This window comes from Cryobacterium sp. AP27 (assembly GCF_056680495.1).
The window spans coordinates 1,389,227-1,415,005 of record NZ_CM155285.1; the positions used below are offsets into that span (position 1 = coordinate 1,389,227).

At 65.4% G+C, this 25,779-nt stretch carries 20 protein-coding genes; 9 read left to right on the forward strand and 11 right to left on the reverse strand.

What is annotated here, in order from left to right:
* Window position 1: 1 nt before the first annotated feature.
* The 3 genes from ctaC to AC1MB9_RS06570 all read right to left on the reverse strand — a co-directional run bounded on the left by ctaC (window position 2) and on the right by AC1MB9_RS06570 (window position 3,042).
* Window positions 2-889: an aa3-type cytochrome oxidase subunit II gene (ctaC, locus tag AC1MB9_RS06560; RefSeq protein ID WP_479964227.1), complete on the reverse strand. Its 888-nt coding sequence runs from the start codon at window positions 887-889 to the stop codon at window positions 2-4.
* 211 nt (window positions 890-1,100) lie between these two features.
* Window positions 1,101-1,463 carry an iron-sulfur cluster insertion protein ErpA gene (gene erpA, locus AC1MB9_RS06565; protein ID WP_479964228.1) on the reverse strand — a complete coding sequence of 121 codons (363 nt, stop codon included), beginning with the start codon at window positions 1,461-1,463 and terminating at the stop codon, window positions 1,101-1,103.
* Between the two features lie 157 nt (window positions 1,464-1,620).
* The gene (locus tag AC1MB9_RS06570; RefSeq protein ID WP_479964229.1) at window positions 1,621-3,042 is read right to left on the reverse strand and encodes a M20/M25/M40 family metallo-hydrolase; all 1,422 of its coding nucleotides are present in this window, start codon (window positions 3,040-3,042) and stop codon (window positions 1,621-1,623) included.
* Window positions 3,043-3,080: 38 nt separating this feature from the next.
* On the opposite strand from AC1MB9_RS06570, the gene AC1MB9_RS06575 reads away from it, so the two are divergent.
* Window positions 3,081-3,671, forward strand: coding sequence for a DUF3043 domain-containing protein (locus tag AC1MB9_RS06575; RefSeq protein ID WP_479964230.1), 591 nt, complete (start codon window positions 3,081-3,083; stop codon window positions 3,669-3,671).
* A 25-nt stretch (window positions 3,672-3,696) separates the two neighbouring features.
* On the opposite strand, the gene AC1MB9_RS06580 is transcribed toward AC1MB9_RS06575, so the two are convergent.
* Window positions 3,697-4,842: an alkaline phosphatase family protein gene (locus AC1MB9_RS06580; protein ID WP_479964231.1), complete on the reverse strand. Its 1,146-nt coding sequence runs from the start codon at window positions 4,840-4,842 to the stop codon at window positions 3,697-3,699.
* 122 nt (window positions 4,843-4,964) lie between these two features.
* Between AC1MB9_RS06580 and AC1MB9_RS06585 the strand changes: the two genes are divergently transcribed.
* Together AC1MB9_RS06585 and AC1MB9_RS06590 are read left to right on the forward strand one after the other, a co-directional pair.
* Window positions 4,965-7,457 carry a DNA gyrase/topoisomerase IV subunit A gene (locus AC1MB9_RS06585; protein ID WP_479964232.1) on the forward strand — a complete coding sequence of 831 codons (2,493 nt, stop codon included), beginning with the start codon at window positions 4,965-4,967 and terminating at the stop codon, window positions 7,455-7,457.
* 155 nt (window positions 7,458-7,612) lie between these two features.
* Window positions 7,613-9,100: an HNH endonuclease signature motif containing protein gene (locus tag AC1MB9_RS06590; RefSeq protein ID WP_479964233.1), complete on the forward strand. Its 1,488-nt coding sequence runs from the start codon at window positions 7,613-7,615 to the stop codon at window positions 9,098-9,100.
* 136 nt (window positions 9,101-9,236) lie between these two features.
* Here AC1MB9_RS06590 and AC1MB9_RS06595 read toward each other — a convergent pair whose 3' ends face one another.
* Window positions 9,237-11,315 carry a DNA gyrase/topoisomerase IV subunit B gene (locus AC1MB9_RS06595; RefSeq protein ID WP_479964234.1) on the reverse strand — a complete coding sequence of 693 codons (2,079 nt, stop codon included), beginning with the start codon at window positions 11,313-11,315 and terminating at the stop codon, window positions 9,237-9,239.
* A 160-nt stretch (window positions 11,316-11,475) separates the two neighbouring features.
* Between AC1MB9_RS06595 and AC1MB9_RS06600 the strand changes: the two genes are divergently transcribed.
* Window positions 11,476-11,712, forward strand: coding sequence for a DUF7455 domain-containing protein (locus tag AC1MB9_RS06600; protein WP_479964235.1), 237 nt, complete (start codon window positions 11,476-11,478; stop codon window positions 11,710-11,712).
* Window positions 11,713-11,808: 96 nt separating this feature from the next.
* On the opposite strand, the gene AC1MB9_RS06605 is transcribed toward AC1MB9_RS06600, so the two are convergent.
* From AC1MB9_RS06605 to AC1MB9_RS06625, 5 genes are all read right to left on the reverse strand, one after another.
* A complete protein-coding gene (locus tag AC1MB9_RS06605) occupies window positions 11,809-12,537 on the reverse strand; it encodes a type 1 glutamine amidotransferase (RefSeq protein ID WP_479964236.1) in 729 nt (242 codons plus the stop codon).
* Complete coding sequence (locus tag AC1MB9_RS06610; protein WP_479964237.1) at window positions 12,534-13,676, reverse strand: MurT ligase domain-containing protein; 1,143 nt, start codon at window positions 13,674-13,676, stop codon at window positions 12,534-12,536. The genes AC1MB9_RS06605 and AC1MB9_RS06610 overlap by 4 nt, the downstream gene beginning before the upstream one ends.
* 170 nt (window positions 13,677-13,846) lie before the next feature.
* On the reverse strand, window positions 13,847-15,172 hold the full coding sequence (locus AC1MB9_RS06615) for an RNA polymerase sigma factor (RefSeq protein WP_479964238.1): 1,326 nt from the start codon (window positions 15,170-15,172) through the stop codon (window positions 13,847-13,849).
* A gap of 190 nt (window positions 15,173-15,362) precedes the next feature.
* Window positions 15,363-16,697 carry an MFS transporter gene (locus AC1MB9_RS06620; RefSeq protein ID WP_479964239.1) on the reverse strand — a complete coding sequence of 445 codons (1,335 nt, stop codon included), beginning with the start codon at window positions 16,695-16,697 and terminating at the stop codon, window positions 15,363-15,365.
* A 53-nt stretch (window positions 16,698-16,750) separates the two neighbouring features.
* A complete protein-coding gene (locus AC1MB9_RS06625; RefSeq protein WP_479964240.1) occupies window positions 16,751-17,674 on the reverse strand; it encodes a proteasome assembly chaperone family protein in 924 nt (307 codons plus the stop codon).
* Between the two features lie 97 nt (window positions 17,675-17,771).
* Here AC1MB9_RS06625 and AC1MB9_RS06630 point away from each other — a divergent pair, with 97 nt between their 5' ends.
* The 3 genes from AC1MB9_RS06630 to sucB all read left to right on the forward strand — a co-directional run bounded on the left by AC1MB9_RS06630 (window position 17,772) and on the right by sucB (window position 22,225).
* The gene (locus AC1MB9_RS06630; RefSeq protein WP_479964241.1) at window positions 17,772-19,235 is read left to right on the forward strand and encodes a leucyl aminopeptidase; all 1,464 of its coding nucleotides are present in this window, start codon (window positions 17,772-17,774) and stop codon (window positions 19,233-19,235) included.
* Window positions 19,236-19,333: 98 nt separating this feature from the next.
* On the forward strand, window positions 19,334-20,707 hold the full coding sequence (gene lpdA, locus AC1MB9_RS06635) for a dihydrolipoyl dehydrogenase (protein ID WP_479964242.1): 1,374 nt from the start codon (window positions 19,334-19,336) through the stop codon (window positions 20,705-20,707).
* A gap of 72 nt (window positions 20,708-20,779) precedes the next feature.
* On the forward strand, window positions 20,780-22,225 hold the full coding sequence (gene sucB / locus AC1MB9_RS06640; RefSeq protein WP_479964243.1) for a 2-oxoglutarate dehydrogenase, E2 component, dihydrolipoamide succinyltransferase: 1,446 nt from the start codon (window positions 20,780-20,782) through the stop codon (window positions 22,223-22,225).
* Between the two features lie 28 nt (window positions 22,226-22,253).
* Here the strand turns inward: sucB and AC1MB9_RS06645 are convergent, their stop codons facing one another.
* Window positions 22,254-23,873 carry a protein kinase domain-containing protein gene (locus tag AC1MB9_RS06645; RefSeq protein WP_479964244.1) on the reverse strand — a complete coding sequence of 540 codons (1,620 nt, stop codon included), beginning with the start codon at window positions 23,871-23,873 and terminating at the stop codon, window positions 22,254-22,256.
* A gap of 214 nt (window positions 23,874-24,087) precedes the next feature.
* On the opposite strand from AC1MB9_RS06645, the gene lipB reads away from it, so the two are divergent.
* Both lipB and lipA read left to right on the forward strand, forming a co-directional pair.
* Entirely contained in the window at window positions 24,088-24,753 is a 666-nt protein-coding gene (gene lipB, locus AC1MB9_RS06650; protein WP_479964245.1) for a lipoyl(octanoyl) transferase LipB, read from the forward strand.
* Window positions 24,750-25,736 carry a lipoyl synthase gene (lipA, locus tag AC1MB9_RS06655; protein ID WP_479964246.1) on the forward strand — a complete coding sequence of 329 codons (987 nt, stop codon included), beginning with the start codon at window positions 24,750-24,752 and terminating at the stop codon, window positions 25,734-25,736. Before lipB ends, lipA begins: the two co-directional genes overlap by 4 nt.
* The last annotated feature ends 43 nt before the right edge of the window (window positions 25,737-25,779 follow it).

Consider the following 25,779-nt stretch of genomic DNA (forward strand, 5'->3'; position numbering starts at 1 on the left):
CTTAGTTACCCTCCTGAGCCGTCGGGGCGTCCGTACCCGGCTGAGTCTGATTGCGATCGTAGTTATTATCGAGCTGGCCGGTGTTGCCGGCGGCACGCAGCGACGCGATGTAGGCGTCGTAGTCCGCCTGTGAAACGACCTCCGTGTTGAAGAGCATGAGGGAGTGATACTCACCGCACAGCTCGGCGCACTTGCCCGAGTACGTTCCGATCCGTTCCGGGATGACCGACATGTAGTTGGTCTTGCCGGGGATGACGTCCTTCTTGTAGAGGAAGTCGATGATCCAGAACGAGTGGATCACGTCGCGGGACTCGAGTTTGAATTCAACCTTCTGGTCGACCGGCAGCACGAGCACCGGAAGCTCGGAGTCGATGATGGCGCCGGGAGCGCCTTCAAGGTCGGGCTGTGCCTGAACACCGGCCGAGTAGACATCCTCGTTGACGTAATTGAAGTCCCACGCCCACTGCTTGGCCTGCACCTCGACGATGACGTCCGGGGCGTCGAAGCGACTTTCGAGCGCGACCTGGTCGCGAACGGTGAAGGCGAAGAAGCCGATGACCAGAATGAGCGGGACGATTGTGTAGAAGATCTCGATCGGCATGTTGTAGCGCAGCTGCACCGGGAGGCCGGTCTGGCCCTTGCGGCGACGGTAGACGACGACAGCCCAGATCGTGAGGCCCCACGTGAGGATTCCCACGATGAGGAGAACGATCCACGAGGTGGTCCATAGACCGGCAATTCGGTCGGTCTGGTTCGTCACCGCCGGTTGACCTTCTACAAAGCCGGGGAGATAGCCGTGTAACTCGGCCTGCGTGCAGCCGGCCAGAATTATTACAAGTGTCGCTGCAAGCGGAAATGCAGCCCATCGGAGACGGTGGTTAATGCGCACCGGGGACCTTTCGGGGGATTCGAGGACACTTCTCAGGAAGTGCTGTGACCGATTCCTAGCCTACTCCGAGCTCGACCGTCTTCCGTGCACTCAGACGGCCAAGTTGCTTCCGAACCGCGCATGACACCGGCGGAACCGGGAAATTAACTGCGAAAGGAGATCATCCCCGGGGGATGATCTCCTGAAATTCGCGTTTCAGCGGGGTTTTTGCCTAGCTGAAGGAATCTCCGCAGGCGCAGCTGCTGCCGGCATTCGGGTTGTCGATCGTGAAGCCCTGCTTCTCGATCGTGTCCTCGAAGTTGATGTTCGCACCATCAAGGTAGGGAACGCTCATCTTGTCCACTACGACGCCGACGCCGTCGAAATCGACGACCGCGTCGCCCTCCAGGACTCGCTCGTCGAAGTAGAGCTGGTAGATCAGGCCGGAACACCCGCCGGGCTGTACCGCGACGCGCAGGCGAAGATCTTCGCGTCCTTCCTGGGCGAGGAGGCTTCGAACCTTGTCGGCGGCGGCATCGCTGAGGCCAACGCCGTGAGCTGCGGTGCTGGTTGTGTCAATCAGGGCGTCAGTCATGTTTCTCCTTGGTGGTCGCAAGGCGCGGCCGGATCAAGTGGTCGTGTCGAGCGGTCAGCTGACAGCTCGGAAGTCACGGTAATTCTACCCCGTCTAACCGTGGGTCGGCCTGATTCATTCCCGAGGACGAGAAACGGCGGAGGATGCCCGCCGCCGGCTATTGCCCGCTGCGGTGGTTCAGTCGGGACAAGAGAAGCGCCTCGGTGAGCACGGCACGTTTGAAGACGCCGAGGTGCAGGGACTCGTTGGGGCTGTGCGCCCGCGAGTCAGGGTCCTCGACGCCGGTGACGAGGATCTGCGCCTCGGGGAACACTCGAACCAGGTCGGCGATGAACGGGATTGAACCGCCGACGCCGATGTCGACCGGCGGCGTTCCCCAGGCATCCGTCATGGCGCGACGTGCCTCGGTGACGGCCCAGCCGCTCGTGTCCACGAGGAAGGGTTCACCGCAGTCCACTTCGGATATCTCGATGTGGGCACCAAACGGTGCGTTCGCTCGCAGGTGCTCCTCGAGCGCTACGGCCGCGTCGACAGCCCGCTGGCCCGGTGCGATGCGACAACTCACCCGCACGGTGATTGAGGGCGACAGGGTGTTTGAGGCGTTGTCGACGCTCGGCGCGTCGATGCCGGTGACGGTGATGGCGGGCTGCGACCAGATCCGGCTGAGGATGGATCCGTGCCCGATGGGAGTGACTCCGTCGAGCAGGCCCGTCTCGTCGCGCAGCTGGGCTTCCGAATAGTCGGGGGTGTCGCCGGCGTCGCTCGTCAGCCCCTCGACGGCGACGGAGCCATCGGCGTTGTAGAGCGTCGCGAGCAGCGCAATCGTCGCCATCATGGCGTCCGGAACGGCTCCCCCGAACATGCCGGAGTGTGAGGCGTGGTCAAGCGTTCGTACGCCGAGTCGCAGCGTGACGTTGCCGCGAAGCCCGGTCGTCAGCGCCGGCGTCGAGACATCCCAGTTGTTGGAGTCGGCGACGACGATCACGTCCGCTCGCAGGGCGTCGATGTTTTCGTCGAGGAACGTGGCAAAGGAGCGGCTGCCGAATTCCTCCTCACCCTCGATGAAGAGCGCCAGGCCGAGATCGAAGTCGGGGCCCGCGGCGTCGACAAGCGCACGAATGGAGGCAATGTGTGCCATCACCCCGGCCTTGTCATCGGCCGCACCGCGACCGTAGAGGCGGTCGCCGCGCACGGTCGGCTCGAAGGCTGCCGAGTCCCAGTCCTCGTCTTTGCCGGGAGGCTGCACGTCGTGATGGGCGTACAGCAGCACTGTTGGGCGTCCGTTCCGGGCGGCCCGGGTCGCCAGCACGGCGGGCTGGCCGAGTTCGCTGCTGCCGGGGATGCCGGCCTGCTTGATTTCCACCGTGTCGAACACGTGCAGGTCCCGGGCCATCGTCGCCACGGCCTCGGCGCTGCGCAGCACGGTCGCTCGGTCGAAAGCAGACCACGCGACCGAGGGAATGCGCACCAGCGCGCACAGTTCGGCGATGGTGGTGGGCAGTCCGAGTTCGACCGCCGTACGCACGGATGCGTCGTCGACTGTGCTTTCGTCGGCAATTGTCAGTGGGATATCTGTCATACGGGTAATCTTAAGGCACCCAATTGCAAGGACTTGATGTGGCTAAACAACCAGTGAACCCCGACGCAGAGCCGTCGACCGAAAGCGCAGCCGAGACGGCCGCTCGCCTGAACGGCACTCCAGCCGGAAAAGGGCAGCCGACTCCGACGCGCCGAACGCAGGAAGCAGCGAATAAGAGGCCCCTCGTTCCCAACGACCGCAAGCTCGCAGCGCAGCAGGCCCGTGCCAAGTCGCGGGTGTCCCGCGATCGAGCCCGAGTCGGCATGGCGAACGGTGAGGACAAGTATCTCCCGCTTCGTGAGCGTGGGCCTCAGAAGCGTTACGCCCGCGACTTCGTTGACGCTCGGTTCAATGTCGGTGAGCTGATGATCCCGGTGATGTTCCTCGTCATTCTGCTCTCGACGATCCCGTCAATCGCCACCTACGGAATCATCGCCCTCTGGGCGTTTTTCATCGTGGCGATTGTGGACTGCGTCGTCCTCGGCTTCATCGTCATCAAGAAGATGGAGACGAAGTTCGGTGCGGACAAGGTTGAGCGGGTGCGCTGGTACGTCGCCATGCGTGCGCTCCAGCTTCGCCCGATGCGTCTGCCGAAGCCTCAGGTCAAGCGCGGACAATACCCGGTCTAACGTCCGGGTCGATCGTTCATTCGGGTCAGCGCGAGAACGCCCCGGCCCGGATGAGCGGTACGCGGACTTCCTCATCGGTGAGGGAGCCGTGCTGGCCGATCATTGAGCGTGCGTTCTGGTTCGACGGCCGCGAGTCGTAGTACGCGATGCCTTTCCTCGCCGCGACGATGACGTCGCCGATACGAGGAAGCACCTCTGCGGCGATGTCCCCGAACAGCCGGGCGGCAACGGCCTCCGCGCGGGTGTACACCCAGGCGCGCTGGCCCTCCACCTCCTGCCAGGCCGCAGCAAGGGATGCGCTTGTCACGTCGGGGCGTGCGGGGTCGATGTACAGCTGGAGGCACCGCGGGTCTCCCCCGATGTGACGTACGCCGTCCACGAGGGCCGGTGCGGTGTCAAAGAGCACATGCTTGGTCTGTGGCACGTCGATGACGCCGTGGTCTGCGGTCAGAAGCAGTCCCTCATCGGCGGCCAGGCCGCCCGCGAACCGGGCCATCTCGGCGTCGAGGGTTTCCAGCTGCGCCAGCCACCGCCCGGATTCCCAGCCGTGGGCGTGCGCCGCCACGTCGAGTTCGGCGACATACAGGTAGACGAGCGCGGTCGGCTCGGAGGCCAGGATGTCCCGTGCCGCCTCAAACCGGTCCGCAATGCTTTCGGCGGGCACGTAGCGTGCACCCCGCAGCACGGCCCGGGTGAAGCCGGAGTCGACGAAACGCTTGGGTCCGATAGCGAAACTCGGCACGCCGGCATCCGCCGCCTGGTCGAAGACCGTGCGGGCACGTTGCCATGTGGCGGGGTCCATTCCCTCATCCCAGCCGGTGAGCTGGTTGATCATCCGGTCGCGGTCCGCGTCAAGCACCTGATACCCGACCAGACCATGCTCCCCGGGTTCGACACCGGTGGTGAGGGTGGCGATCCCCGCGGCCGTGGTGGCCGGAAAGACGCCGTCGATGACATCGGCCTTGGTCAGCCGGCCGGCGAGGAAACGGGCGTGGCCCGCTCGCGCTCGCAGCGCACTGACGCCGAGGCCGTCGGCCAGAACGACGACGGCCTTCGAGACGGCCGGGAGGCCGAGTCGGTTCGGCTCGTTCCGCACGGCGAGGAGTGAACTTGTCAGAACATCGGCAAGGCGCGGAGAGCTGAATTGACGGGCCGGTAGCATGGTTGACATCGGGCTAAGTCTGACATAGGCCGCGCCCGAACTTTCCAGCGCACTCCCGAGAGTGCGTGAAACCAGTGCCTCCCCGACCGAATTGACGTTCGGGGCCGACACGACTGAATCAGAATTCACGAATGAGCCGCGCAGACAGCACCCCACCCGCCGCCCGCACCGCGATCGACACCGAGAGAATCGAAGACGTCGACGTATCGACCGAGATGCAGGGGTCGTTCCTCGAGTACGCCTACTCGGTCATCTACTCACGGGCGCTTCCCGACGCCCGGGACGGGCTGAAGCCCGTGCAACGTCGCATCCTGTACCAGATGAATGAGATGGGCCTGCGACCCGACCGTGGCCACGTCAAGTCGGCCCGCGTGGTCGGCGAGGTCATGGGCAAGCTGCACCCGCACGGCGACACGGCGATCTATGACGCGCTCGTGCGCATGGCCCAGTCGTTCTCCCTGCGCGTTCCCCTGATTGACGGTCACGGAAACTTCGGCTCGCTCGATGACGGCCCGGCCGCCCCGCGCTACACAGAGGCCCGGCTCGCGCCCCCGGCCCTCGCCATGACCGAGCACCTCGACGAAGACGTCGTCAATTTCGTGCCCAACTACGACAACCAGCTCACCCAGCCCGACGTGCTCCCGGCCGCCTACCCGAACCTCCTGGTCAACGGCGCCAGCGGCATCGCCGTGGGAATGGCCACGAACATGGCACCGCACAACCTCATCGAGGTTGTCGGGGCCGCGCGGCACCTTCTCTCGTACCCCGAGGCCTCCCTGGAGCACCTGATGGAGTTCGTTCCCGGGCCCGATCTGCCCACCGGCGGCACGATCGTGGGGCTCTCCGGCATCAAGGACGCGTACATGTCGGGGCGCGGCAGCTTCAAGACGCGCGCTCGCGTTGCCGTGGAGTCGATCAGCGCACGAAAGACCGGCCTGGTCGTGACGGAACTGCCCTACCTCGTGGGACCGGAGAAGGTGATCGAGAAGATCAAGGACGGCGTCAATTCCAAGAAGCTGAGCGGCATCTCCGACGTCACAGACCTCACCGACCGCACCAAGGGCCTGCGCCTCGTGATCGGTATCAAGACCGGTTTCAGCCCGGATGCCGTACTCGAGCAGCTGTACCGCTACACCCCGCTGGAAGACTCGTTCAACATCAACGCCGTCGCCCTCGTGGAGGGCGCACCTCAGACCCTGGGGCTGCGCGAGCTCCTGCTTGTTTACGTGAACCACCGCATCGAGGTGGTGACCCGCCGTTCCGCCTACCGGCTTGCGCGACGCAAGGAACGCCTCCACCTCGTGGAAGGACTTCTCGTGGCCATCGTCGACATCGATGAGGTGATTCAGGTCATCCGCGCCAGCGACGACACGGACATGGCCAGGACCCGGCTCATCGACGTTTTCGACCTCAGCCAGGTGCAGGCCGAATACATTCTGGAACTGCGCCTGCGTCGCCTCACCCGGTTCTCGAGAATCGAGCTGGAGGCCGAGCGCGACCAGCTCCTGGCCGAAATCGCCCAGTTGGAGGCTCTCCTCTCCAGCAAGGCGGCCATTCGTACGCTCGTCTCCACCGAGCTCGCCGCCGTCGCCGAGAAATTCGGCACCCCGCGCCGCACCGTGCTGACCGAGGCCAAGCCGAGCATCGCCGGGATGTCCGCCGCAGCGGCGAAACGTCAGGCGGCGATCCTCGAGGTGCAGGACATCCCCACCCGCATCTTCCTCAGCGCCACGGGCCGCATCGCGCGCGTCGATCTTTCGGCGGCCGATGACTCCGGTACCGCGCGCATCACTCCCCCGCAACGCCGCAGCAAACACGACGCCATCCTGTCGTCGCTCGAAACGACGAGTCGCACGGAGATCGGCGCGGTGACGAGCCATGGTCGACTCATCCGCTTCTCCCCCGTCGACCTGCCCGTCATGCCGGCGACGTCTATTCAGCTCGCCGCCGGCGTTCGCATCAACGATTACCTCGTGCTGTCCAGCCGGGGAGAGCGCGTGCTCGCCCTGGTCTCGCTGGACTCCGATCGCGCGATTGCGCTCGGCACCCGGCAGGGCGTGGTGAAGCGGCTCACGCCGGGCGACTGGGCCAACAAGCCCGACTTTGAGGTCATCGCCCTCAAACCGAAGGACGAGGTCGTCGGTGTGGCGCAGGGCGGCGAAGATGACGAACTCGTCTTCATCGCCTCAGATTCGCAGCTCTTGAGGTTCCCGGCCGCCGGTGTTCGGCCGCAGGGCCGCGCTGCCGGGGGCATGGCCGGCATCAAGCTCTCCCCCGGCGCCACCGTGGTGTTCTTCACCAGCCTCGCTGCGACAGACGCCGCGAACGCGGTCGTGGCGACCGTCGCCGTCGGCAGCCAGTCGCTGCCGGGCACCGATCCCGGCAGTGCCAAGGTCTCCGAGTTCACGGAATATCCCGCGAAAGGCCGCGCCACCGGTGGAGTGCGGTGCCAGCGCTTCCTCAAGGGCGAAGACGCCATCGCCGTCGCCTGGGTGGGGCATGCTCCCGCCCGTGCCACCTCTGCGGAGGGTGTGCCTCGGCCGCTTCCGGAGTCCGGCTCGCGTCGGGACGCGTCCGGTGTCATGCTCGACGCGATCATCGGCGTCATCGGAAGCGAGATCTAGCGGTACTCCGCCACGTCGCCGTAGTCCCCTCGCCGCCCACGCGCCGTCCGGAAGAGACCATCCGGGCGGACGTCTGCCCCTGAAGGTCTGATGACAGGCGCCCAGGGCGCCACCGCCACAGTGTCAGTGTCAGTGGTCGCTGTCACACTTATCTCATGACAACCACCATTGACGGTGTTTTCGTTGATCTGACCGTGGCTTTGGCCCGGTCGGGTATATCCGCGGCGTCGTTCGCGGAGCTCTCCGACGATCAGTCGGAGAACACCCACCGGGCCATTGCCCGACACATGCGTGAGGTCGCCACGTACCTCGCCCTGTCGGCGGCGAACGTCGCCGCCCGCTCCGACTGGACGCTCGGCCGCGAAGGCCTCGCCCGCAAAAAGGGCTATCCCAGCGCTGAGGACTATGTGCAATCGCTGGGCGGAGGAGGCGGCGGTACGAAGGCCGACACCCGCCGCCTGATCGAGGCCGGCACCATGGCCACCGAGGCCGAAGCAGCCCTTGACCGCCAGCAGCAGGCCGACCGGTTGGCCCGGGAATTCCCGGAGCGGCCAACGGTTGGCGTGCACGTGCCCTGGTTCGCGCCGTTGGGCGCGGCCGTCAAGGACGGGACCCTCAGCACGGAATCCGCGACGGCCATCCGGCGGGGCCTCGGCGAACCGGCGATCGGGGTGACGGAGGCGATGCTCACCGACGCCGTCGTCGGCCTCATCGAGACGTGCCGCTCCGGTAATGCGGACCAGGCGGCGAAGGCGGCCCGGCAGTGCCGGGACTCCATCGACGCCGCCGGGGTCGCCTCCCGGGCCGACGCGATGCGCGCCCGGCAGTACCTGCGGGTGTGGGACAAGCCGGACGGCATGTTGCACGGCAACTTTGAGCTGGACCCGGAAAACGGTGCCTACTTCAAGGACTTCCTGCTGCAGATCACCGGCCCCCGCACCGGCGGACCTCGGTTTGTGGAAAAGGGCGAGAAGGAACGCGCGCAGCGCATCATCGACGACCCGCGATCCACGGACCAGATCGCCGCCGAGGCACTGATCGAGGTGATCAAGGTCGCCGCGGCCGCCGACCCCGGCACCCTCTTCGGCCGAATTCGCCCGTCGGTGAAGCTCGTCGTCACTGCGACAGGCACTCCAGCACCGACACCCTCGCGGGGTACCTCGAGCGAACTGGTTCTGACAGACGGATTCATTGAAGGAACCCCGGACGCTGTCCCGACGACCACCATCGACCGGTCGATCTGCACCGCCGGTTTCATACCGGTGTTGTTCAGGCGGGACGGCACCGTGCTGGATGTAGGCCGGGAACAGCGCCTCTTTTCGCAGGCACAGCGCGCGGCACTCGCGCTTCGCGACGGCGGGTGTCTCTGGCCCGACTGTCACCGCCCGCCTAGCCACTGCGAAGCGCATCATCTGCACGGCTGGGCGGACGGCGGCGGACTCACCAACCTCGACGACGGCATCCTACTCTGCGCCCGCGACCATCTGCGCCTGCACAACGACGGCTGGGAGATCACCCGCATCGGCACCGGCACCGAGTATTGGCTGATCCCACCGTTGGCCGCCGACCCCACCCGCACGACCATTTGGCTGGCCGGCACGTCAGCGCTGAAGCCACGGTCACCATTCCGTCTGAACGTCTGAACGTCTGAACGTCTGAACGCCTGAACGCCTGAACGCCTGAAGCGACACGTTCACACCGCGAAGACCTCGTCACCGCCGCGCTGGCATGGTACCCGTCGTCGTCGCGCCGGCGGCCGGTGAAAGGAACCCGGACGCGTTAGACGTCGATGCGTTCCCGACTGAGCTTGTCCGAGCTGTCGACGATGAATTCCTTGCGCGGGGCCACTTCGTTGCCCATCAGCAGCTCAAAAACCTTCGCGGCGGCGTCCGCGTCGTTCACGCGCACGCGACGCAGCGTTCGGTGGGCGCGTTCCATCGTGGTCGTCGCAAGCTGATCGGCATCCATTTCGCCGAGTCCCTTGTAGCGTTGGATGGGGTCCTGGTAGCGGCGGCCCTTCTTCTCGAGCGCGCTGAGCACGCCGTGGAGCTCTACCTCGGAGTAGGTGTAGATCGTCTCGTTGGGTTTGCTTCCCGGGTTCATCACCACGACTCGGTGCAGCGGCGGCACGGCGGCGAACACGCGACCCTCGGCGATCATCGGGCGCATGTAGCGGAAGAACAGCGTGAGCAGGAGCGTGCGAATGTGGGCGCCGTCCACGTCGGCGTCGCTCATGATGATGACCTTGCCGTAGCGCGCGGCCGAGAGGTCGAAACTGCGTCCGGAGCCCGCGCCGATCACCTGAATGATCGAGGCGCACTCGGTGTTGGAGAGCATGTCGGAAACGGAGGCCTTCTGCACGTTGAGAATTTTTCCGCGGATCGGCAGGAGGGCCTGGTGTTCGCTGTCGCGCGCGAGCTTCGCGGTGCCGAGTGCCGAATCACCCTCCACGATGAACAGCTCACTCGTGGATACGTCATTGCTGCGGCAATCCACGAGCTTGGCCGGAAGCGACGAACTCTCCAGGGCGTTCTTGCGGCGCTGGGTCTCCTTGTGTGCCCGCGCGGAAATACGTGACTTCATTTCGGCGACGATCTTGTCGAGCACCACGGCGGCCTGTGCCTTGTCGTCGCGCTTCGGCGAGACGAAACGCTCGTTCATCGCGCGAGCAACGACGGCGGCTACGATCGCGCGAACGGCGGGCGTCCCGAGCACCTCTTTCGTCTGACCCTCGAACTGCGGCTCGGGGAGGCGAACGGTGAGCACGGCCGTCAAACCGGCCATGACGTCGTCCTTGTCGAGCTTGTCCGACCCTGCCTTCAGACGGCGCGCGTTCTGCTCCACCTGGCCGCGGAGAAACTTCAGCAGCGCGGTGTCAAAGCCGGCCTGGTGTGTTCCGCCCTTCGGTGTGGCGATGATGTTCACAAAGCTCTGCACGATGGTGTCGTAGCCGGTTCCCCATCGCAGGGCGATGTCCACCTCGCAGGTACGTTCCAGTTCCGTGGGCACCATGGCGCCCTTCTCGGTGAGAACGGGCACCGTCTCCTTGAAGGTTCCGTTTCCGGTCAGCCGCCAGGTATCCGTGATGGGGGTGTCGGTAGCGAGGTGGTCGACGAATTCGGAAATTCCGCCGTCGAACTGGAACGCACTCACGACCTCGTCGGAAGTGCGCCGATCGGCGACTTCGATGGCCAGCCCCGGTACCAGGAATGCCGTCTGACGTGCCCGGTTGAGCACGTCGTCCACCTGGAAGGCGGCGCCCTTGGTGAAGATCTGGCGGTCGGCCCAATAGCGCACACGGGTGCCGGTGACGCCCTTGGCGACCTTACCGACAACGCGCAACACGCTCTGGTCTTCGAACGGCGTGAAGGGTGCGTCAGGGCTCTTGTCGCCGGTGTCGGCGAACACCCCGGGTTCACCGCGGTGGAACGACATCGCCCATGTCTTGCCGCCTCGGTCGACTTCAACGTCGAGTCGTTCGGACAGCGCGTTGACGACGGATGCGCCGACGCCGTGAAGTCCGCCCGATGCGGCATACGAGCCACTGCCGAATTTTCCCCCGGCGTGAAGCTTGGTGAAAACCACTTCCACACCGGTAAGACCGGTCTTGGGCTCTATGTCGACGGGAATGCCGCGAGCCGTGTCACGCACCTCCACGCTCTCATCGGGATGAAGCTCAATGTGGATGCTGCTGCCGTGCCCACCGAGGGCCTCATCGACGGCGTTGTCGATGATTTCCCAGAGGCAATGCATGAGGCCGCGGGAATCCGTCGACCCGATATACATTCCCGGCCGCTTGCGCACCGCCTCGAGCCCCTCGAGGACGGACAGATGGCGCGCAGAATAATCAGAACTCACTGCCCTAGATTACCGGCCCGAGGGGCGCCCCCGGCAATCGACACCCGCCGCGGTGCGGTACGCCTCCAGCGAAACAGCCCGTATTGTGCTCGATAACCGGGCCAAGGCGTGTAAACATTGAGCAAGAGGCAATAAGGTTTTTTGTCTGGAGGAGGAACATATGTCCAAGATCGCCACCGAAACTGGTGCAGCAGAGCAGCAGGGCACCCCCCACCAGCTGACCGCGGCGGACCGCTGCGACGCTTGTGGCGCCCAGGCCTACATTCGCGTCGTCGTGAACACCAGCGAACTGCTGTTCTGTGCCCACCACGGTCGCAAGCATCAGGAGAAGCTATCGGCAATCGCCGAGAGCTGGCACGACGAGTCGAGCCGACTGCTCGAAGACCAGCGTTCGTAACAACGACGTACGCCGTCGCAGCACGGCCCGGGAAATCGTCTTAGACGAATTCCCGGGCCGTTTGTCGTTGCCAGCCGGCGTGCCTGTTCCGCGTGCCTATTCTGCGGAGAGCGACAGGCCCGTCGAAATCTGATCGCGGACGGCGTGAGCCATCGCGTCGACAGCCACGGATCGCTCCCCCGGCTCGTAAGACTCGCCGACACGGCCGAACGCGGCGCGGAGCATCTGGTCGGCCAGGCCCGGGTTGCGTGCCAGCACGGGGCCGTGCAGATGCGTTCCGATCACATCGCCCATGACCAGGCCTTCGCTGCCGTTTCCGTTGCCGGTTCCCGAGGCGACGCGGCCGAGGGGCGAGGCTTCCGCACCGACATAGTCGCGCGCGTGGTTTTCAAATCCGACGAGACGACCGTGCTTGCTGGTGACGACGATATCGTCAGTGGCCCTCGTGGCGCGGGGAACGGCCCGGCCGGCGACAAGCCCGAGGCCCTCGACGACGGTGCCGTCCTGTAGCTCAATCCCCCAGCTCAGCAGTTCCCAACCGGTTCCGACGGCGAGCAACGGCACACCGGCGGTCGTCCAGTCGCGAAGTTCGTCGAGCATGGTCAGCAAGACGTCACGCGCCTGGACGAGCTCGGCGTCTGAGCCGGAACCGATCACAATCGCATCAACGGTTTCGGGAACGTCGGCCCTGGACCGCACCTCGACGATGGATGCCTCATGACCGCTCCAGCGCGCCCGCTGAGCGAGGACTCGGGCATTCGCTGCGTCCCCGTTCGTGTTCAGCAGGTCGGGGAGCACCGAGATGATGGTGAGGTTCGGCGTCATGACTGCTCCTCGTCATTTGTGGCCAGCCCGAGGTGGGCGCGGGTCCGACGCATCCCGTCGGCCGAGAAGATGATTGTCTTGAGCCCGTGCTCGGGGGCGGGAAGGGCGAGGAAGGCGTCGAGGGCCGTCGGCACGTCCGGTTCGATCCGGTCGACCCGAACATCGTCGTAGGCCAGCTGCAGCGCAATCTGGTGCGCCTTCGAGCCCGACGCGATGAGCACGTGTTCCAGGCCCGATGTGTCAACGGGCCAGAAGTACGAGGGATCCCGCACATCCGAACCGATGGCGATCAGAATCTGTTCGGTGTGCGGCTCGAGAGCGTCCACGTTGAGCTGGAAGCTGGCCGGGTTCTGCACGAGGACGAATTCGACCTGCTGACCGCGCACCGTCACGATCTCGCCGCGACCGAAGACGGCGGGGATCGTGGAGAGCGCTGCGGCCGCAACCGTCGAGTCGAAGCGGTCGCCGAGTGCCGCACGCGCCGTCGCCAACGCGGCGGCAGCGTCAACGGCGTAGTGCGTGCCACGCGCCGGAAGCTCGATCGTCAGGGCCGGAGTCGAGTCTGTCGGCTCGACCGGACCAGAAGAGGCACGCGGCATCGAAACATCCGCGACCCGACCGGCGCACCGGGTGATGAGGGTGCCGGTACCCGGTGTCAGGCGTTCGCGGGCGGTTCGGGCATAGCCGAGACCGCGCGGGTTGGCAGCCAGCACCTCGGCGCTGACCCCGTACGGCGCGACGGACACCGTCGCCGCGAGCCCGGCGCCCAGCTCTACGAGAAATTGGTCGTCGGCGTTGAGCACGACGGTTTCCGTGGCGCGCGCGGCAATCTTGGCCAGCAGCGCCGCGACCATGTCGGAGTCGTGGAAACGGTCGATTTGATCGACCATCACATTCGTCAGTGCCACCACCCGGGGTGTCAACCCACCGGAGATCAGGGCGCCGTGCCCCTCATCCATTTCGAGGACGCCGATGTCGTCGCTCATGCGTCCGGTCAGGCTGACCTGCTCGAGCAGCGCTGACGTCAGACCCTGGCTGATGTTCGCGGTGGACGAGTTCGTGAACACGCTCGTGCCATGGGCGCGCAGAATAGCCACGAGCATCTTCGTGGTCGTGGACTTGCCGCTCGAACCGGTCACGACAACGAGCCCCTGGGGGAACCCGTTGAGGGTCGTCGTCAGAAAGCCCGGGGCAACCCGATTGACAATGAGTCCGGGTATCGCCGAACCTCCGCCCGGCTTGCGCCAACGCGCGAGCGTCCGGACGATCCTGCCAACGAGGACCGCCGGGACATAACGCACCGGCACGTCTACTCGAGGTAGTCGCGTAGTGACTGCGACCGGGAGGGGTGACGCAGCTTGGCCATCGTCTTCGACTCGATCTGACGGATCCGCTCACGGGTCACGCCGAAGGTGTCACCGATCTGGTCGAGGGTCTTGGGCATGCCGTCACCAAGCCCGAAACGCATCCGGATGACTCCGGCCTCACGCTCGGAGAGGGAGTCGAGCAGGCTTTCCAACTGCTTCTGCAGCATGGTGAAGCCCACGGCATCCGCCGGGACAACGGCCTCGGTGTCCTCGATGAGGTCACCGAATTCGCTGTCGCCGTCTTCACCCAGCGGGGTGTGCAGCGAGATGGGTTCGCGTCCGTACTTCTGTACCTCGACGACCTTCTCGGGCGTCATGTCCAGTTCGCGGCTGAGCTCTTCAGGAGTCGGTTCGCGACCGAGGTCCTGCAGCATCTGACGCTGAACACGCGCGAGCTTGTTGATGACCTCGACCATGTGAACGGGGATACGAATCGTTCGGGCCTGGTCGGCCATGGCACGAGTGATGGCCTGACGAATCCACCAGGTGGCGTAGGTGGAGAACTTGAAGCCCTTCGTGTAGTCGAACTTCTCGACCGCACGAATCAGGCCCAGGTTTCCCTCCTGGATCAGGTCGAGGAACTGCATCCCGCGCCCCGTGTAGCGCTTGGCGAGGGACACGACCAGGCGAAGGTTCGCGCCCAGGAGGTGACTCTTCGCGCGGGCACCGTCTTTGGCCACCCACTGGAGTTCGCGGCCGAGGGCCGTCTTGCGCTCCACGTCCGACATCTCCGAGAGCTTGTCTTCGGCGAAGAGGCCCGCTTCGATGCGCATCGCCAACTCAACCTCTTCGGCCGCGTTGAGCAGGGCGACCTTACCGATCTGCTTGAGGTAGTCCTTGACCGGGTCGGCGGTGGCACCGGTGATGGCGCTGGAATAGACGGGTACTTCATCCTCGTCGTCCACGAGGGACAGTACGAGTGCGCCCTTGGGCAGCGGCTCGGTCGGCGCGGTGCGCTTCGACTCTTCGTCGTCGTCTTCGGCGGGGACCGAATCGGGGACGTCTTCAACTTTGACGCCAACCTTCTTCGCGGCGGCGCGCTTGCGGGGCGGGGCCTTTTCCGCGGCCGGGCCCGTGCCTGCGGCGAGCTTCGCGGCGGCTGTCTTCGCCGCAGCCGTCTTGGCTGCGGCGGTCTTCGCCGCGGCGGTCTTCGCCGTCGCCGTCTTTGGCTTGACGACCTTCGCTGGCGTACTCTCCACAGCCGCAGAAGCCGCAGTGTCCGCCGTTGTGACCTCTCCGGTCACCTCAGTCTTTACGGGGGTTGCCATTCGAACACCTCTCATGCCGAGTTATTCGCACGTGCCACCTCCCCACAGTTCCGGGGATTTCGGGCAGTACTAGGACCCATGTCAAGTCCCGGGATAACCGTGCCGGCGTTTCGCCGACACTCCCAAGACCAGAACGGGTCCTGTTGTTAATTATTGCACGGTTTGTCTGGACGGCAAGCCATTGTGTCGACTACCCTCTCCCCTTACGCCGCTTCCACGCTCTGGCTAGTGCAACCCATACCGGGGCCACGGTTATTCCTTCATCGCGGGACATCTGCGTGCGCGTGCGTGACCTCGCGCGAACGAGGAAGAACACCCCGGTGCCGATGACCAGGTACTGCACCGCGAACGCCACCTTGAAGGACTCCAGAGAATAGAGGTCACTGGCTGCTCCCCCGGCCACGCGCACCTTGTCCTGCAGGTCGAGGAGCACCCCGATCAGGAACATGGTCGTGAAGCTGGCGGTGAAACCGCCGACGTTGACGACGCCGTTGGCCGAGCCGAGGTTGCGCTGCGGATTGAACGTGCGGGCGAAATCGAACCCGATCAGCGAGCCGGGGCCACCGATGCCGAGCACAATGAGGAGTCCGACGATCACCCCGACGGGCGGTGTGCCCGGCCAGAGCAGAACAACGGCCCACGCGATGCCGATCGACGTGACGATGCCCAGCACGATGTTGCTGCGACGCAGGGGATGCCGCGCCGTCAACAGGCCGAGCACCGGACCGAACACCATCCCGGCGCCGACCACGATCGTGAGCATTGCCGCGGCGCGGGCCGGGTCGTAGCCCAGCCCGTAGACCATGAAGGGGAAGCCCCACAGCAGACTGAAAACGGTACCGGACGACTGGGTGACGTAGTGGGACCAGAACCCCAACTGAGTTCCGGGCCGTTTGAAGCTGTGCCGCAACTGCACCAGGGCTTCGCGCCAGCTGTTCGCGCGCACGTGTTCGATGGCGCCGACGGGTCGGTCCTGCACGAACACGAGCAGAACGATCAGCGCAACGACGGCGACGGAGGCCGCAGACACGAACGCGGGCGTCCAACCCCAGATGTGCAGCAGCCAGGCGAGCGGAACAGCGGACATCACCTGACCCAGCTGGCCGATGTTTCCCATCCACTGCGACAGGAGCGGAACGATCCGGCCAGAGAACCACAAGCTGATCAAACGAATCATGGAGACGAAAATCGCCGCGTCGCCTGCGCCGACGAGAATGCGTCCAATGACGGCGATCGTGATGTTGGGCGCGAAGGCGAGTGTGAGCTGGCCGACCGCCATGAGCGCCGTACCGGTGACCATGAGCATCCGCGGACCGAAACGATCGACCATGACGCCCACGGGAATCTGCATGGCGGCATAGACGACCAGCTGGATCACGGCGAGACTCGACAGCACGGCGGCCGAACCGCCGAATCGTTCCGCCGCTGACACGCCCGCAATACCCAGGGACGTGCGTTGCAGCACCGCGGAAAGGTACGCGAACGAGCCGATGTAAAAGACTAACCAGGATCGACGGGAGTTCACTTGCCCAATCTACCTGCGGCCGGTTGCCCGGGGCGAACCCGGCTCCCCCGCGATCAGCTCAGGCCGCCATCATCCTTACTTCGGCGGATGGCCAGGAAATTTTCCAGTTCAGCGGCGATTTCATCGGCCGTGGGGAGCTCGCCATCCTCATCCGTGAGCGGGGAACGCAGGGGGCTGCCCTCCATATACGCGTCGTACCGCTCTTCCAACGTGCCGACGAGCTTGGCCAGCTCCGGGTTGTCGCGCACCTGATCATCGATCCGCGCCACGAATTCGCGATTCGCTTCCCGCAGCCGATCGGTCGGAAAGATCAGTCCTGTCGAGGCGCTCGTGCTCTCCAGCGCGGCCAGGGCAGCCGACGGGAATTCCGTATCCGCGAGGTAGTGCGGAATCAGCAGCACGTACCCCACCGTTGAAGCCCCCATTTCTTGAAGTCGGAATTCCACCAGGTGGAGCACGTTGGCGGAGACCTGAGTGTGTGGGCGCCACACCGACATGCTGCCGATGAGATCGGATCGATTGCCGCTTACCGTCACACCGATGCGACGCGTGTGTGGCACCGGCATGGGAATCGCATGCACCCAGGTTGTGGACGTCACCGCGAAACGTCGGGTGAGTTCCAGCACGGCTGCCGTGAAGTGTTCCCACCGAAAGTCGGGTTCGAAGCCGGCCAACAGCAGGAATGGCTGACCGATCTCATCATGGGTGAGGTACAACCGCAGTGACGGCGGCTGGTAGTCCGTGAGGTGGTCCTTGTCGAAGTAGATGATGGGGCGACGAGCGCGATAGTCCAACAGCTCATCGGCGTCGAATTCGGCAATCACCGTGTGCTCAAGCGTGCCCAATAGATACTCGTTGAATTGCGCAACGGCGCCACCGGCGTCTGCGAAGCCGGTCAGACCGGCAACGAGGTTCAAACCGTCGGGTACGCCGTCGGCGTCCGCGGTCAGCTTGTACAGTTCAGAAGGATCCCGCATGTGTTAACTCTATTCCGCCCCTTGTCACATGGGCTCGATTCCTGTACACATGCGTGGTGCCGACAGCGAACAGGGCGCCGGGACGTACGATCGGTTCATGACTGTTCCCCGCCTTTTCGTGTCCAACCAGCCCGTTCTCGACTCAAGCTCCGACATTCTCGTGGTGGGCGCCGTGCAAACGGATGACGCTCCCACCCTGCTCGCAGATCCGTCTCTCGGATTCATCTCCGACCAGCTCGCCGCACTCGCCGTGACCGGAGCCGCCGACGAAATTGTGCGCGTCGCGGCCCGCGTCGGGACCATGCGCACCGTCGCGATCGTGGGACTCGGGCGGGAGGTCACGACGGATTCCCTCCGCCACGCGGCCGGGTCGGCCGTGCGCCAGCTCACCGGCGTGACCGCCGTCTCGTTCGCGATCCCCGTGCAGACCGCCCTCGAGGTCGAAGCCATCGTGGAGGGTGCGGCTCTCGGCGGGTACTCGTACACGGAATACCGGCACAGCTCGCTCGCCGCCACGAAGGTGCCGGCCGGTCAGCTGACCGTGCACACCGACGTGGTGGCGCCGGACGCGGTCAGCCGTGCGGAGGCGATCGCGGAAGCGATCGGGCTGGTCAAGGATCTTGTCAATATGCCGCCGATCGACCTGTATCCGGCCTCGCTGGCCGCGCAGGCCGTTGAGGCCGTGGACGGGCTGCCCATCGACGTCACGGTGTGGGACGAAGAGCAGCTCGTCGCCGACGGGTTTGGTGGCATTGCCGGGGTGGGTCAGGGTTCCACGCGGCCTCCGCGGCTGGTGAAACTGAGCTACGCTCCCGAAACCGCGACGAAGCACCTCGCCCTCGTGGGAAAGGGAATCACCTTTGATACCGGCGGACTCTCCCTCAAGCCGCCGGCATCCATGGTGGGTATGAAGTACGACATGACGGGCGCGGCCACAGTTCTCGCCGTGATAGCAGCCGCAGCTCGACTGAACCTGCCCGTGCGCCTCACCGCCTGGATGTGCATTGCCGAGAACATGCCGTCGGGATCGGCCATTCGTCCCAACGACGTTCTGCGTATTCGGGGCGGGCGCACGGTCGAGGTGTTGAACACGGATGCCGAGGGCCGGCTCGTGCTCGCCGACGGCCTTGTCGCGGCGGGCGAGGAAGCACCGGATGCGATCGTGGACGTGGCGACCCTGACGGGTGCGGCGATCGTCGCCCTCGGAAACCGCTACTACGCCGCCATGGGCGATGACGAGCTCGTTGCCCAGGTGATCAGCGCCAGCACGAGTGTGGGCGAGCCGGCCTGGCCCATGCCGTTCCCCGCAGAGTTGCGCGCCACCCTGAACTCCGATGTCGCTGACATCGCGAATGCCAAGATAGGGAGCACGGCAGGGGGCATGCTCCTGGCCGGCGTCTTCCTCAAGGAATTCGTGGCGCCGAACATTCCGTGGGCCCACGTGGATATCGCCGGACCGTCCCAAAACTCCGGCAGTCCCTGGGGATTCACCGGCGTCGGACCCACCGGAGTATCCGTTCGGGCCCTGATCAGACTGGCTGAGGACTTTTCACGCCCGTAGTACAGTCGTAGGGGCAAGAAAAGCTTGCCATTGTTGCCTGCTGACGCGCCAAGCGCGTGACAGCGGCTGCAGGGTGTCGTGCGCGAGGGAGTCGTTGAGTGTCCGAACAAAACTTTGACATTGTTGTTCTCGGTGGCGGAAGCGGCGGTTACGCAGCAGCGCTGCGCGCCGTTCAGCTGGGGTTCACCGTCGGTCTGATCGAAAAGAACAAGCTCGGGGGCACCTGCCTTCACGTGGGGTGCATTCCCACGAAGGCTCTCCTGCACTCGGCGGAGGTCGCCGACGTCAGCCGTGAGGGTGCCAAGTACGGAGTCAAGTCCACGTTCGACGGCATCGATATCGCGGCCGTCACGGCGTTCCGCGAAGGAATCGTCACCAGCAAGTACAAGGGACTCCAGGGCCTGATCAAGGCTCGCGGCATCACGGTCATTCAGGGTGAGGGCCGGCTGGTCTCCCCCAACACCGTTCAGGTCGGCGACGACACGATCGTCGGTAAGAACGTCATTCTGGCCACCGGCTCCTACTCCCGCTCGCTCCCCGGCCTCGAACTCGGCGGACGCGTCATCACGAGCGAGCAGGCGCTCGAGTTGGATTACGTCCCGAAGAAGGTCGCCGTCCTCGGAGGCGGCGTCATCGGTGTCGAATTCGCCAGCGTCTGGAAGTCCTTCGGCTCCGACGTCACCATCATCGAGGCTCTCCCCCACCTCGCTCCGATGGAGGAAGAATCCATCTCCAAGCAGCTCGAGCGCGCATTCCGCAAGCGCGGAATCGAGTACTCCCTCGGCGTGCGCTTCCAGAGCGTCACGCAGAACGACAGCGGTGTTGTCGTCACCCTCGAAAACGGAACCACGATCGAAGCTGACATTCTCCTCGTGGCCGTGGGTCGCGGCGCCGCGACGGCCGGTCTCGGCTTCGAAGAGGTCGGCGTCACCGTCGACCGCGGCTTCGTCATCACCGACGAGCGCCTCGCGACCAACATTCCCGGCGTCTACGCCGTGGGTGACATCGTCCCCGGACTCCAGCTCGCGCACCGTGGCTTCCAGCAGGGAATCTTCGTTGCGGAAGAAATCGCCGGTTTAAACCCGATCATCGTCGAGGATATCAACATCCCCAAGGTCACGTACTGCGACCCGGAGATTGCCTCCGTCGGCTACTCAGAGGCGAAGGCCGCGGAGAAGTTCGGTAAGGACGACATCGCCACCTACGAGTACAACCTCGGTGGCAACGGCAAGAGCTCGATCCTCGGCACGGCCGGTTCCGTCAAGATCGTTCGGGTCAAAGACGGCCCCGTCGTCGGTGTGCACATGATCGGCGCTCGCGTCGGTGAGCTCATCGGCGAAGGCCAGCTCATTGTCAACTGGGAGGCGTACCCCGAGGACATCGCTCCTCTACTGCACGCGCACCCCACCCAAAACGAGGCACTCGGGGAGGCCTTCCTGGCTCTCGCCGGCAAGCCCCTGCACGCCATGTAGCCGGCATCCCGGCTACTAGTTAGAAACTCAGTATCTTATGAATAATCAAATGGTTTTGAAGGAGACATGCGCATGAGCGAATCCGTCAGCCTCCCGGCACTCGGTGAGAGTGTTACAGAGGGAACGGTCACCCGCTGGCTCAAGAACGTGGGCGACCGCGTGGAGGTCGACGAGCCACTGCTCGAGGTATCGACCGACAAAGTGGACACGGAAATTCCGTCGCCCATTGCCGGCGTGATCGAAGAAATTCTGGTTCAGGAAGACGAAACCGTCGAGGTGGGCACCGCGCTCGTCAAGATCGGCGACGGATCCGCGGCGGCACCGGCCGAGGAAGCCCCGGTTGCTGAAGCTGCCCCCGAGCCGGCCGCTGCCGAGCCGGAGCCCGAAGCAGCACCGGAGCCAGAAGCCGCACCCGAGCCCGAAGCGGCACCGGAGCCCGAAACAGCACCCGAGCCCGAAGCCGCACCCGAGCCAGAAGCGGCACCTGCCGCAGCAGCACCCGCAGCAGCAGCAGCACCCGCCGCGGCACCTGCACCCGCAGCAGCACCCGCACCCGCAGCAGCACCCGCTGCAGCACCGGCTGCCGTGGCGCCGCCCGTTGCCGCTCCCACGGCTCGTGGCTCGCACGCCGGAACCAGCGGATACGTCACTCCGATCGTGCGCAAGCTCGCGAACGAGGCCGGCGTTGACCTGTCCACGATCAGTGGCACCGGTGTCGGCGGACGCATCCGCAAGCAGGACATCGCCGCGGCCTCCTCGGCCGTCGCTTCGTCCTCGGCCGCTCCCGTCGTCGAGGTGTCCCCGCTGCGCGGAACCACGCAGCCGATGTCGCGACTGCGCAAGGTCATTGCCGAGCGCGCCGTCGTCTCGATGCAGACGTCCGCTCAGCTCACGACCGTGATCGAGGTGGACGTGACTCGCGTCGCCATGCTTCGTGACCGTGTCAAGGTCGATTTCCACGCCAAGACCGGCAACAAGCTGTCGTTCCTGCCGTTCTTCGCCCTGGCCGCGGCCGAGGCCCTCCAGGCCGTACCGATCGTCAACGCGACGATCGACGGGGACACCATCGTGTACCCGGCGCAGGAGAACATGAGCATTGCCGTTGACACGGAACGTGGGCTGCTGACGCCCGTCGTACGCAACGCGGGAGACCTCGATCTGGCCGGCTTCGCCGCTCAGATCGCCGACCTCGCGACGCGTACCCGCGACAACAAGCTCAAGCCCGACGAGCTGTCCGGTGGAACGTTCACGTTGACCAACACCGGTTCACGTGGCGCCCTCTTCGACACCCCGGTCGTCTTCATGCCGCAGAGCGCCATCCTCGGCACCGGAATCGTCTACAAGAAGCCGCTCGTTGTCACCAACGACGGACTGGATTCCATTGCGATCCGCTCGAGTGTGTACCTTGCACTGTCCTACGACCACCGCATCATTGACGGCGCCAATGCGGCGCTCTTCCTCACCACGATGAAGGCCCGTCTTGAAGCCGGCGCGTTTGAGGGCAACCTCGGCATGTGAGTTCGACACGGCCTGGGTTCGACACCGCCTAGTACGTAAATATCTCGCGTAACAGCCAACCGGCCTCGCCCTTGACCACAAGGACCGAGGCCGGTTTGCTGTTTCCCGTAAGCTCCAGGAGGGCCACATCGCCGGTGCGCTCCACGAGTGACGCCGTCAGCGCCGTGTAGTCGGGTTCGATCGTGGGCGCCCCGCCCTCCTGGCGCATCCGCACCGCGTAGCTGTCGGCGGCCATCGCCGCAGAACCGGACTGGTCGACGGCATCCAAGCAAATGACGGAAGCCTGGGCGAGGCAGTCCGCCCTGGCCTGCAGTAACGCGGGAAGGGCGAGCACCGGGTCGTCTCCCGTGCGTTCGGCCGACTCCCCGTTCGTCGTGTCGTCCGATGCTGCCGGGTTTGCGGCCCCTGTCGGGGCGCCCGAAGCCGCCGTGGCCGGTGGCGAAGCCATCGCGGGGGCACCGGGGATCGGGTCCTCCTGCCCCCGACTGGACAGGCCGCCGGGCGGAAGCAGGGTCAGCGCCAGTACCACCGCCGACAGGCCCACGAGAACCGCGACGAGCACCGGACGCCGCCGCACGCGAAGGGCGGCACTTATGCGCGCCCGCAGCCGCTCAACCGGATGGCCGTCCAGCAACTTCCAGGCCGAACCGCTCAGGCCACGAACGAGCGCGATCGCATCCCTCGGCAGGCCGAGGAATGCCTCCCGCCCGGCAGACCCGGCACCGTCCGGGAACAGCTCGCCGGAGGTGTAAGCGTCGGTTGCACCGCCGCCCGCCCGATGGCGCTGCCTGAGGTTGGCCCGTACACGTTCCGGTGCGGTGACCCGATGTCGCCCCGTTCGGTGGGTGCCGGGCACGCCCCCGACGACAACCGGTACGCGGGCCGGCGTGACCGTGGCGCGTGGAGCGTCGGCGGCTTCGGGAGCGCCGAGCCGCACGGGGGTCGCTGTTGCCCAACCAAACAGGTCCCGTTCGAGCTCGGCCAGGCCGGGTCGGAAGGGAGTGAGGGCGATTCGGGCTTCGAACCTGTCGACGAGTAGCCCGGCCTCCCGCGTGCTGCCGCCCGCCTCCGCACCGGCGTCCAGATGAGCGAACACGTCCCGCAGCAGGCCGGCGACCCCGGCGTAGTCGTCGCGGAGAACGCGGAGCCGCGCGGTGGGGACGTCGGGCAGGTCACGCACAGCGCTCAGCCCGCCGAGCACGGGACGCCCGGACGGGTGCAGGAGGATCGCGGCCGGTCCGATTGCCCCGTGGCGCAGGCCCGAATCATGCAGGGCGGCCAGGGCCGCAACAACCGGGGCGAGTAGCGTCACGGCTTCGCCGGTTGCGATGGTTCCGCGGTCCGTCAGCAGTCGGGCGAGCGTGCGCCCGTCGAGCCGCTCCTGCACCAGGCAGACGCGTTCGTCCGACAACGTCGCCACGTCGATGAGCCTGACCATGTGGTTCTCCGGACTCTGGCAGAGCACCCGAATCTGATGCTCTATGGAGTCGGCGTCGGCGTCGGGTCTGAATACTTTGAGGGCGACGGGCACCATTCCCGGTGTCGCGGAGTATCCGAGATAGACATCGGAATGGTCCCCCGCGGCGAGTCGGCGAACAACCCGGTAGCCGGCAAGATCCGCGTCATCGTGCATTGGAACCGACGGCACCAGGCGCGACCCTTCCGCGGCAGAAGCAGCGGCCGTTCGCCGCGATCGACCTCGCGCTCTCATCACGGCAGCCCTCCTCCTTCGGTGTTCCACCACACCAGATTCCCCCCTCATCCGCTCACTCGCACCGATGCGCCACCGCAGGGTGCGCACCACACGCCGCGACGGGCTGTGGAGGGATCGCGCCCTCGCACGCTGGGTTAGACTTCCTCCCATGCTCGACTTTGTCGTCGCGGGGCTAAGCGCCAACTCCGTGCCGTATGTTGAGGGCCTTGAGCTCCAACGCGCAGTCCACCGTTCCGTCGCTTCCGGAGAGAAAACGGACACCGTCCTGCTCCTTGAGCACCCCGCCGTGTACACGGCGGGTAAACGCACCTTGCCCGAAGAACGGCCGGTGGACGATACGCCGGTCATCGACGTCGATCGCGGCGGCAAGATCACCTGGCACGGCCCCGGCCAACTGGTCGGTTACCCGATTCTCACCCTCGCGGAACCTGTCGACGTCGTCGGCTACGTGCGGCAGCTCGAAGAGATCCTGATCGGCGTTCTCGCCGACTTCGAGATCACCGGAGTACGGGTCGACGGTCGCTCCGGGGTCTGGGTCGGTCCTCCCGGCCGGGAGGAGAAGATCGCAGCCATCGGCATCCGCGTCTCCAACGGGGTCACCATGCACGGTTTCGCCCTGAACTGCAGCAATTCCCTCGAACCCTACACACACATCATCGCGTGCGGCATCAAGGACGCCGGCGTCACGACCATGTCCGTCGTGCTGGGGCGTGCCGTCGAACCGAAAGACGTCATCGCTTCCGTTACCGCCAATTTTCTCCAGTCCGGCCTGCAGTATTCCGGGCTCCCCAACACAGTGAAGGTTTCAGCATGAGCGCCACACCCGAGGGGCGCAAGCTCCTTCGACTCGAAATTCGCAACGCCGAGACCCCCATTGAGCGCAAGCCCGAGTGGATCAAAACAGTCGCGAAGATGGGCCCCGAGTATCGCAAACTGCAGAACCTCGTCAAGAGTGAGGGGCTGCACACGGTGTGCCAGGAGGCCGGCTGCCCGAACATCTTCGAATGCTGGGAGGATCGCGAAGCCACCTTCCTCATCGGCGGTTCACAGTGCACCCGCCGATGCGACTTTTGCCAGATCGATACGGGCAAGCCCGCCGACTACGACACGGACGAACCGCGTCGCGTCGGCGAATCCGTGGTGACGATGAACCTGCGCTACGCCACGGTCACCGGGGTCGCGCGTGACGATCTGCCCGACGAGGGAGCCTGGCTCTACGCCGAGACCATTCGGCAGATTCATGAGCAGAGCCCGGGCACCGGCGTCGAGATACTCGTGCCCGACTTCTCCGGCAATCCAGACCATCTCGGCCAGGTCTTTGACGCCAAACCCGAGGTTTTCGCACACAATGTCGAGACCGTCCCGCGCATTTTCAAACGCATCCGTCCGGCCTTCCGGTATGACCGGTCCCTCGACGTACTCACGCAGGGCAGGGCCGCCGGAATGATCACCAAATCGAACCTCATTCTGGGCATGGGCGAGGAACGCGCCGAGGTCACGCAAGCCCTGCAGGACCTCTACGACGCCGGAACGGACATCATCACCATCACCCAGTACCTGCGGCCGAGTGCCCGCCACCTGCCGGTGGCACGCTGGGTTCGCCCCGAGGAATTCGTGGAGCTGAGGCAGGAAGCGGAGGCGATCGGGTTCATCGGCGTGCTGTCCGGCCCCCTGGTGCGTTCCTCCTACCGCGCCGGACGCCTGTGGGCACAGTCGATGCAAGCGACCGGGCGTGAGGTCCCCGAGGAACTGCGCGCGCTCGCGGATGCCCAGCTCGGTTTCGCCCAGGCCGTTTAGCTCCAAGATCGGTCACGAAACATTCTGGTGACTGGGTAGTCTT

Bases quoted from the DNA above. Each gene is read 5' to 3' on its own strand.
- erpA (WP_479964228.1), bottom strand. From the start codon at position 1,463: ATGACTGACGCCCTGATTGACACAACCAGCACCGCAGCTCACGGCGTT.
- AC1MB9_RS06570 (WP_479964229.1), bottom strand. From the start codon at position 3,042: ATGACAGATATCCCACTGACAATTGCCGACGAAAGCACAGTCGACGAC.
- AC1MB9_RS06580 (WP_479964231.1), bottom strand. From the start codon at position 4,842: ATGTCAACCATGCTACCGGCCCGTCAATTCAGCTCTCCGCGCCTTGCC.
- AC1MB9_RS06585 (WP_479964232.1), top strand. From the start codon at position 4,965: ATGAGCCGCGCAGACAGCACCCCACCCGCCGCCCGCACCGCGATCGAC.
- AC1MB9_RS06590 (WP_479964233.1), top strand. From the start codon at position 7,613: ATGACAACCACCATTGACGGTGTTTTCGTTGATCTGACCGTGGCTTTG.
- AC1MB9_RS06600 (WP_479964235.1), top strand. From the start codon at position 11,476: ATGTCCAAGATCGCCACCGAAACTGGTGCAGCAGAGCAGCAGGGCACC.
- AC1MB9_RS06605 (WP_479964236.1), bottom strand. From the start codon at position 12,537: ATGACGCCGAACCTCACCATCATCTCGGTGCTCCCCGACCTGCTGAAC.
- AC1MB9_RS06615 (WP_479964238.1), bottom strand. From the start codon at position 15,172: ATGGCAACCCCCGTAAAGACTGAGGTGACCGGAGAGGTCACAACGGCG.
- AC1MB9_RS06625 (WP_479964240.1), bottom strand. From the start codon at position 17,674: ATGCGGGATCCTTCTGAACTGTACAAGCTGACCGCGGACGCCGACGGC.
- AC1MB9_RS06630 (WP_479964241.1), top strand. From the start codon at position 17,772: ATGACTGTTCCCCGCCTTTTCGTGTCCAACCAGCCCGTTCTCGACTCA.
- sucB (WP_479964243.1), top strand. From the start codon at position 20,780: ATGAGCGAATCCGTCAGCCTCCCGGCACTCGGTGAGAGTGTTACAGAG.
- lipB (WP_479964245.1), top strand. From the start codon at position 24,088: ATGCTCGACTTTGTCGTCGCGGGGCTAAGCGCCAACTCCGTGCCGTAT.
- lipA (WP_479964246.1), top strand. From the start codon at position 24,750: ATGAGCGCCACACCCGAGGGGCGCAAGCTCCTTCGACTCGAAATTCGC.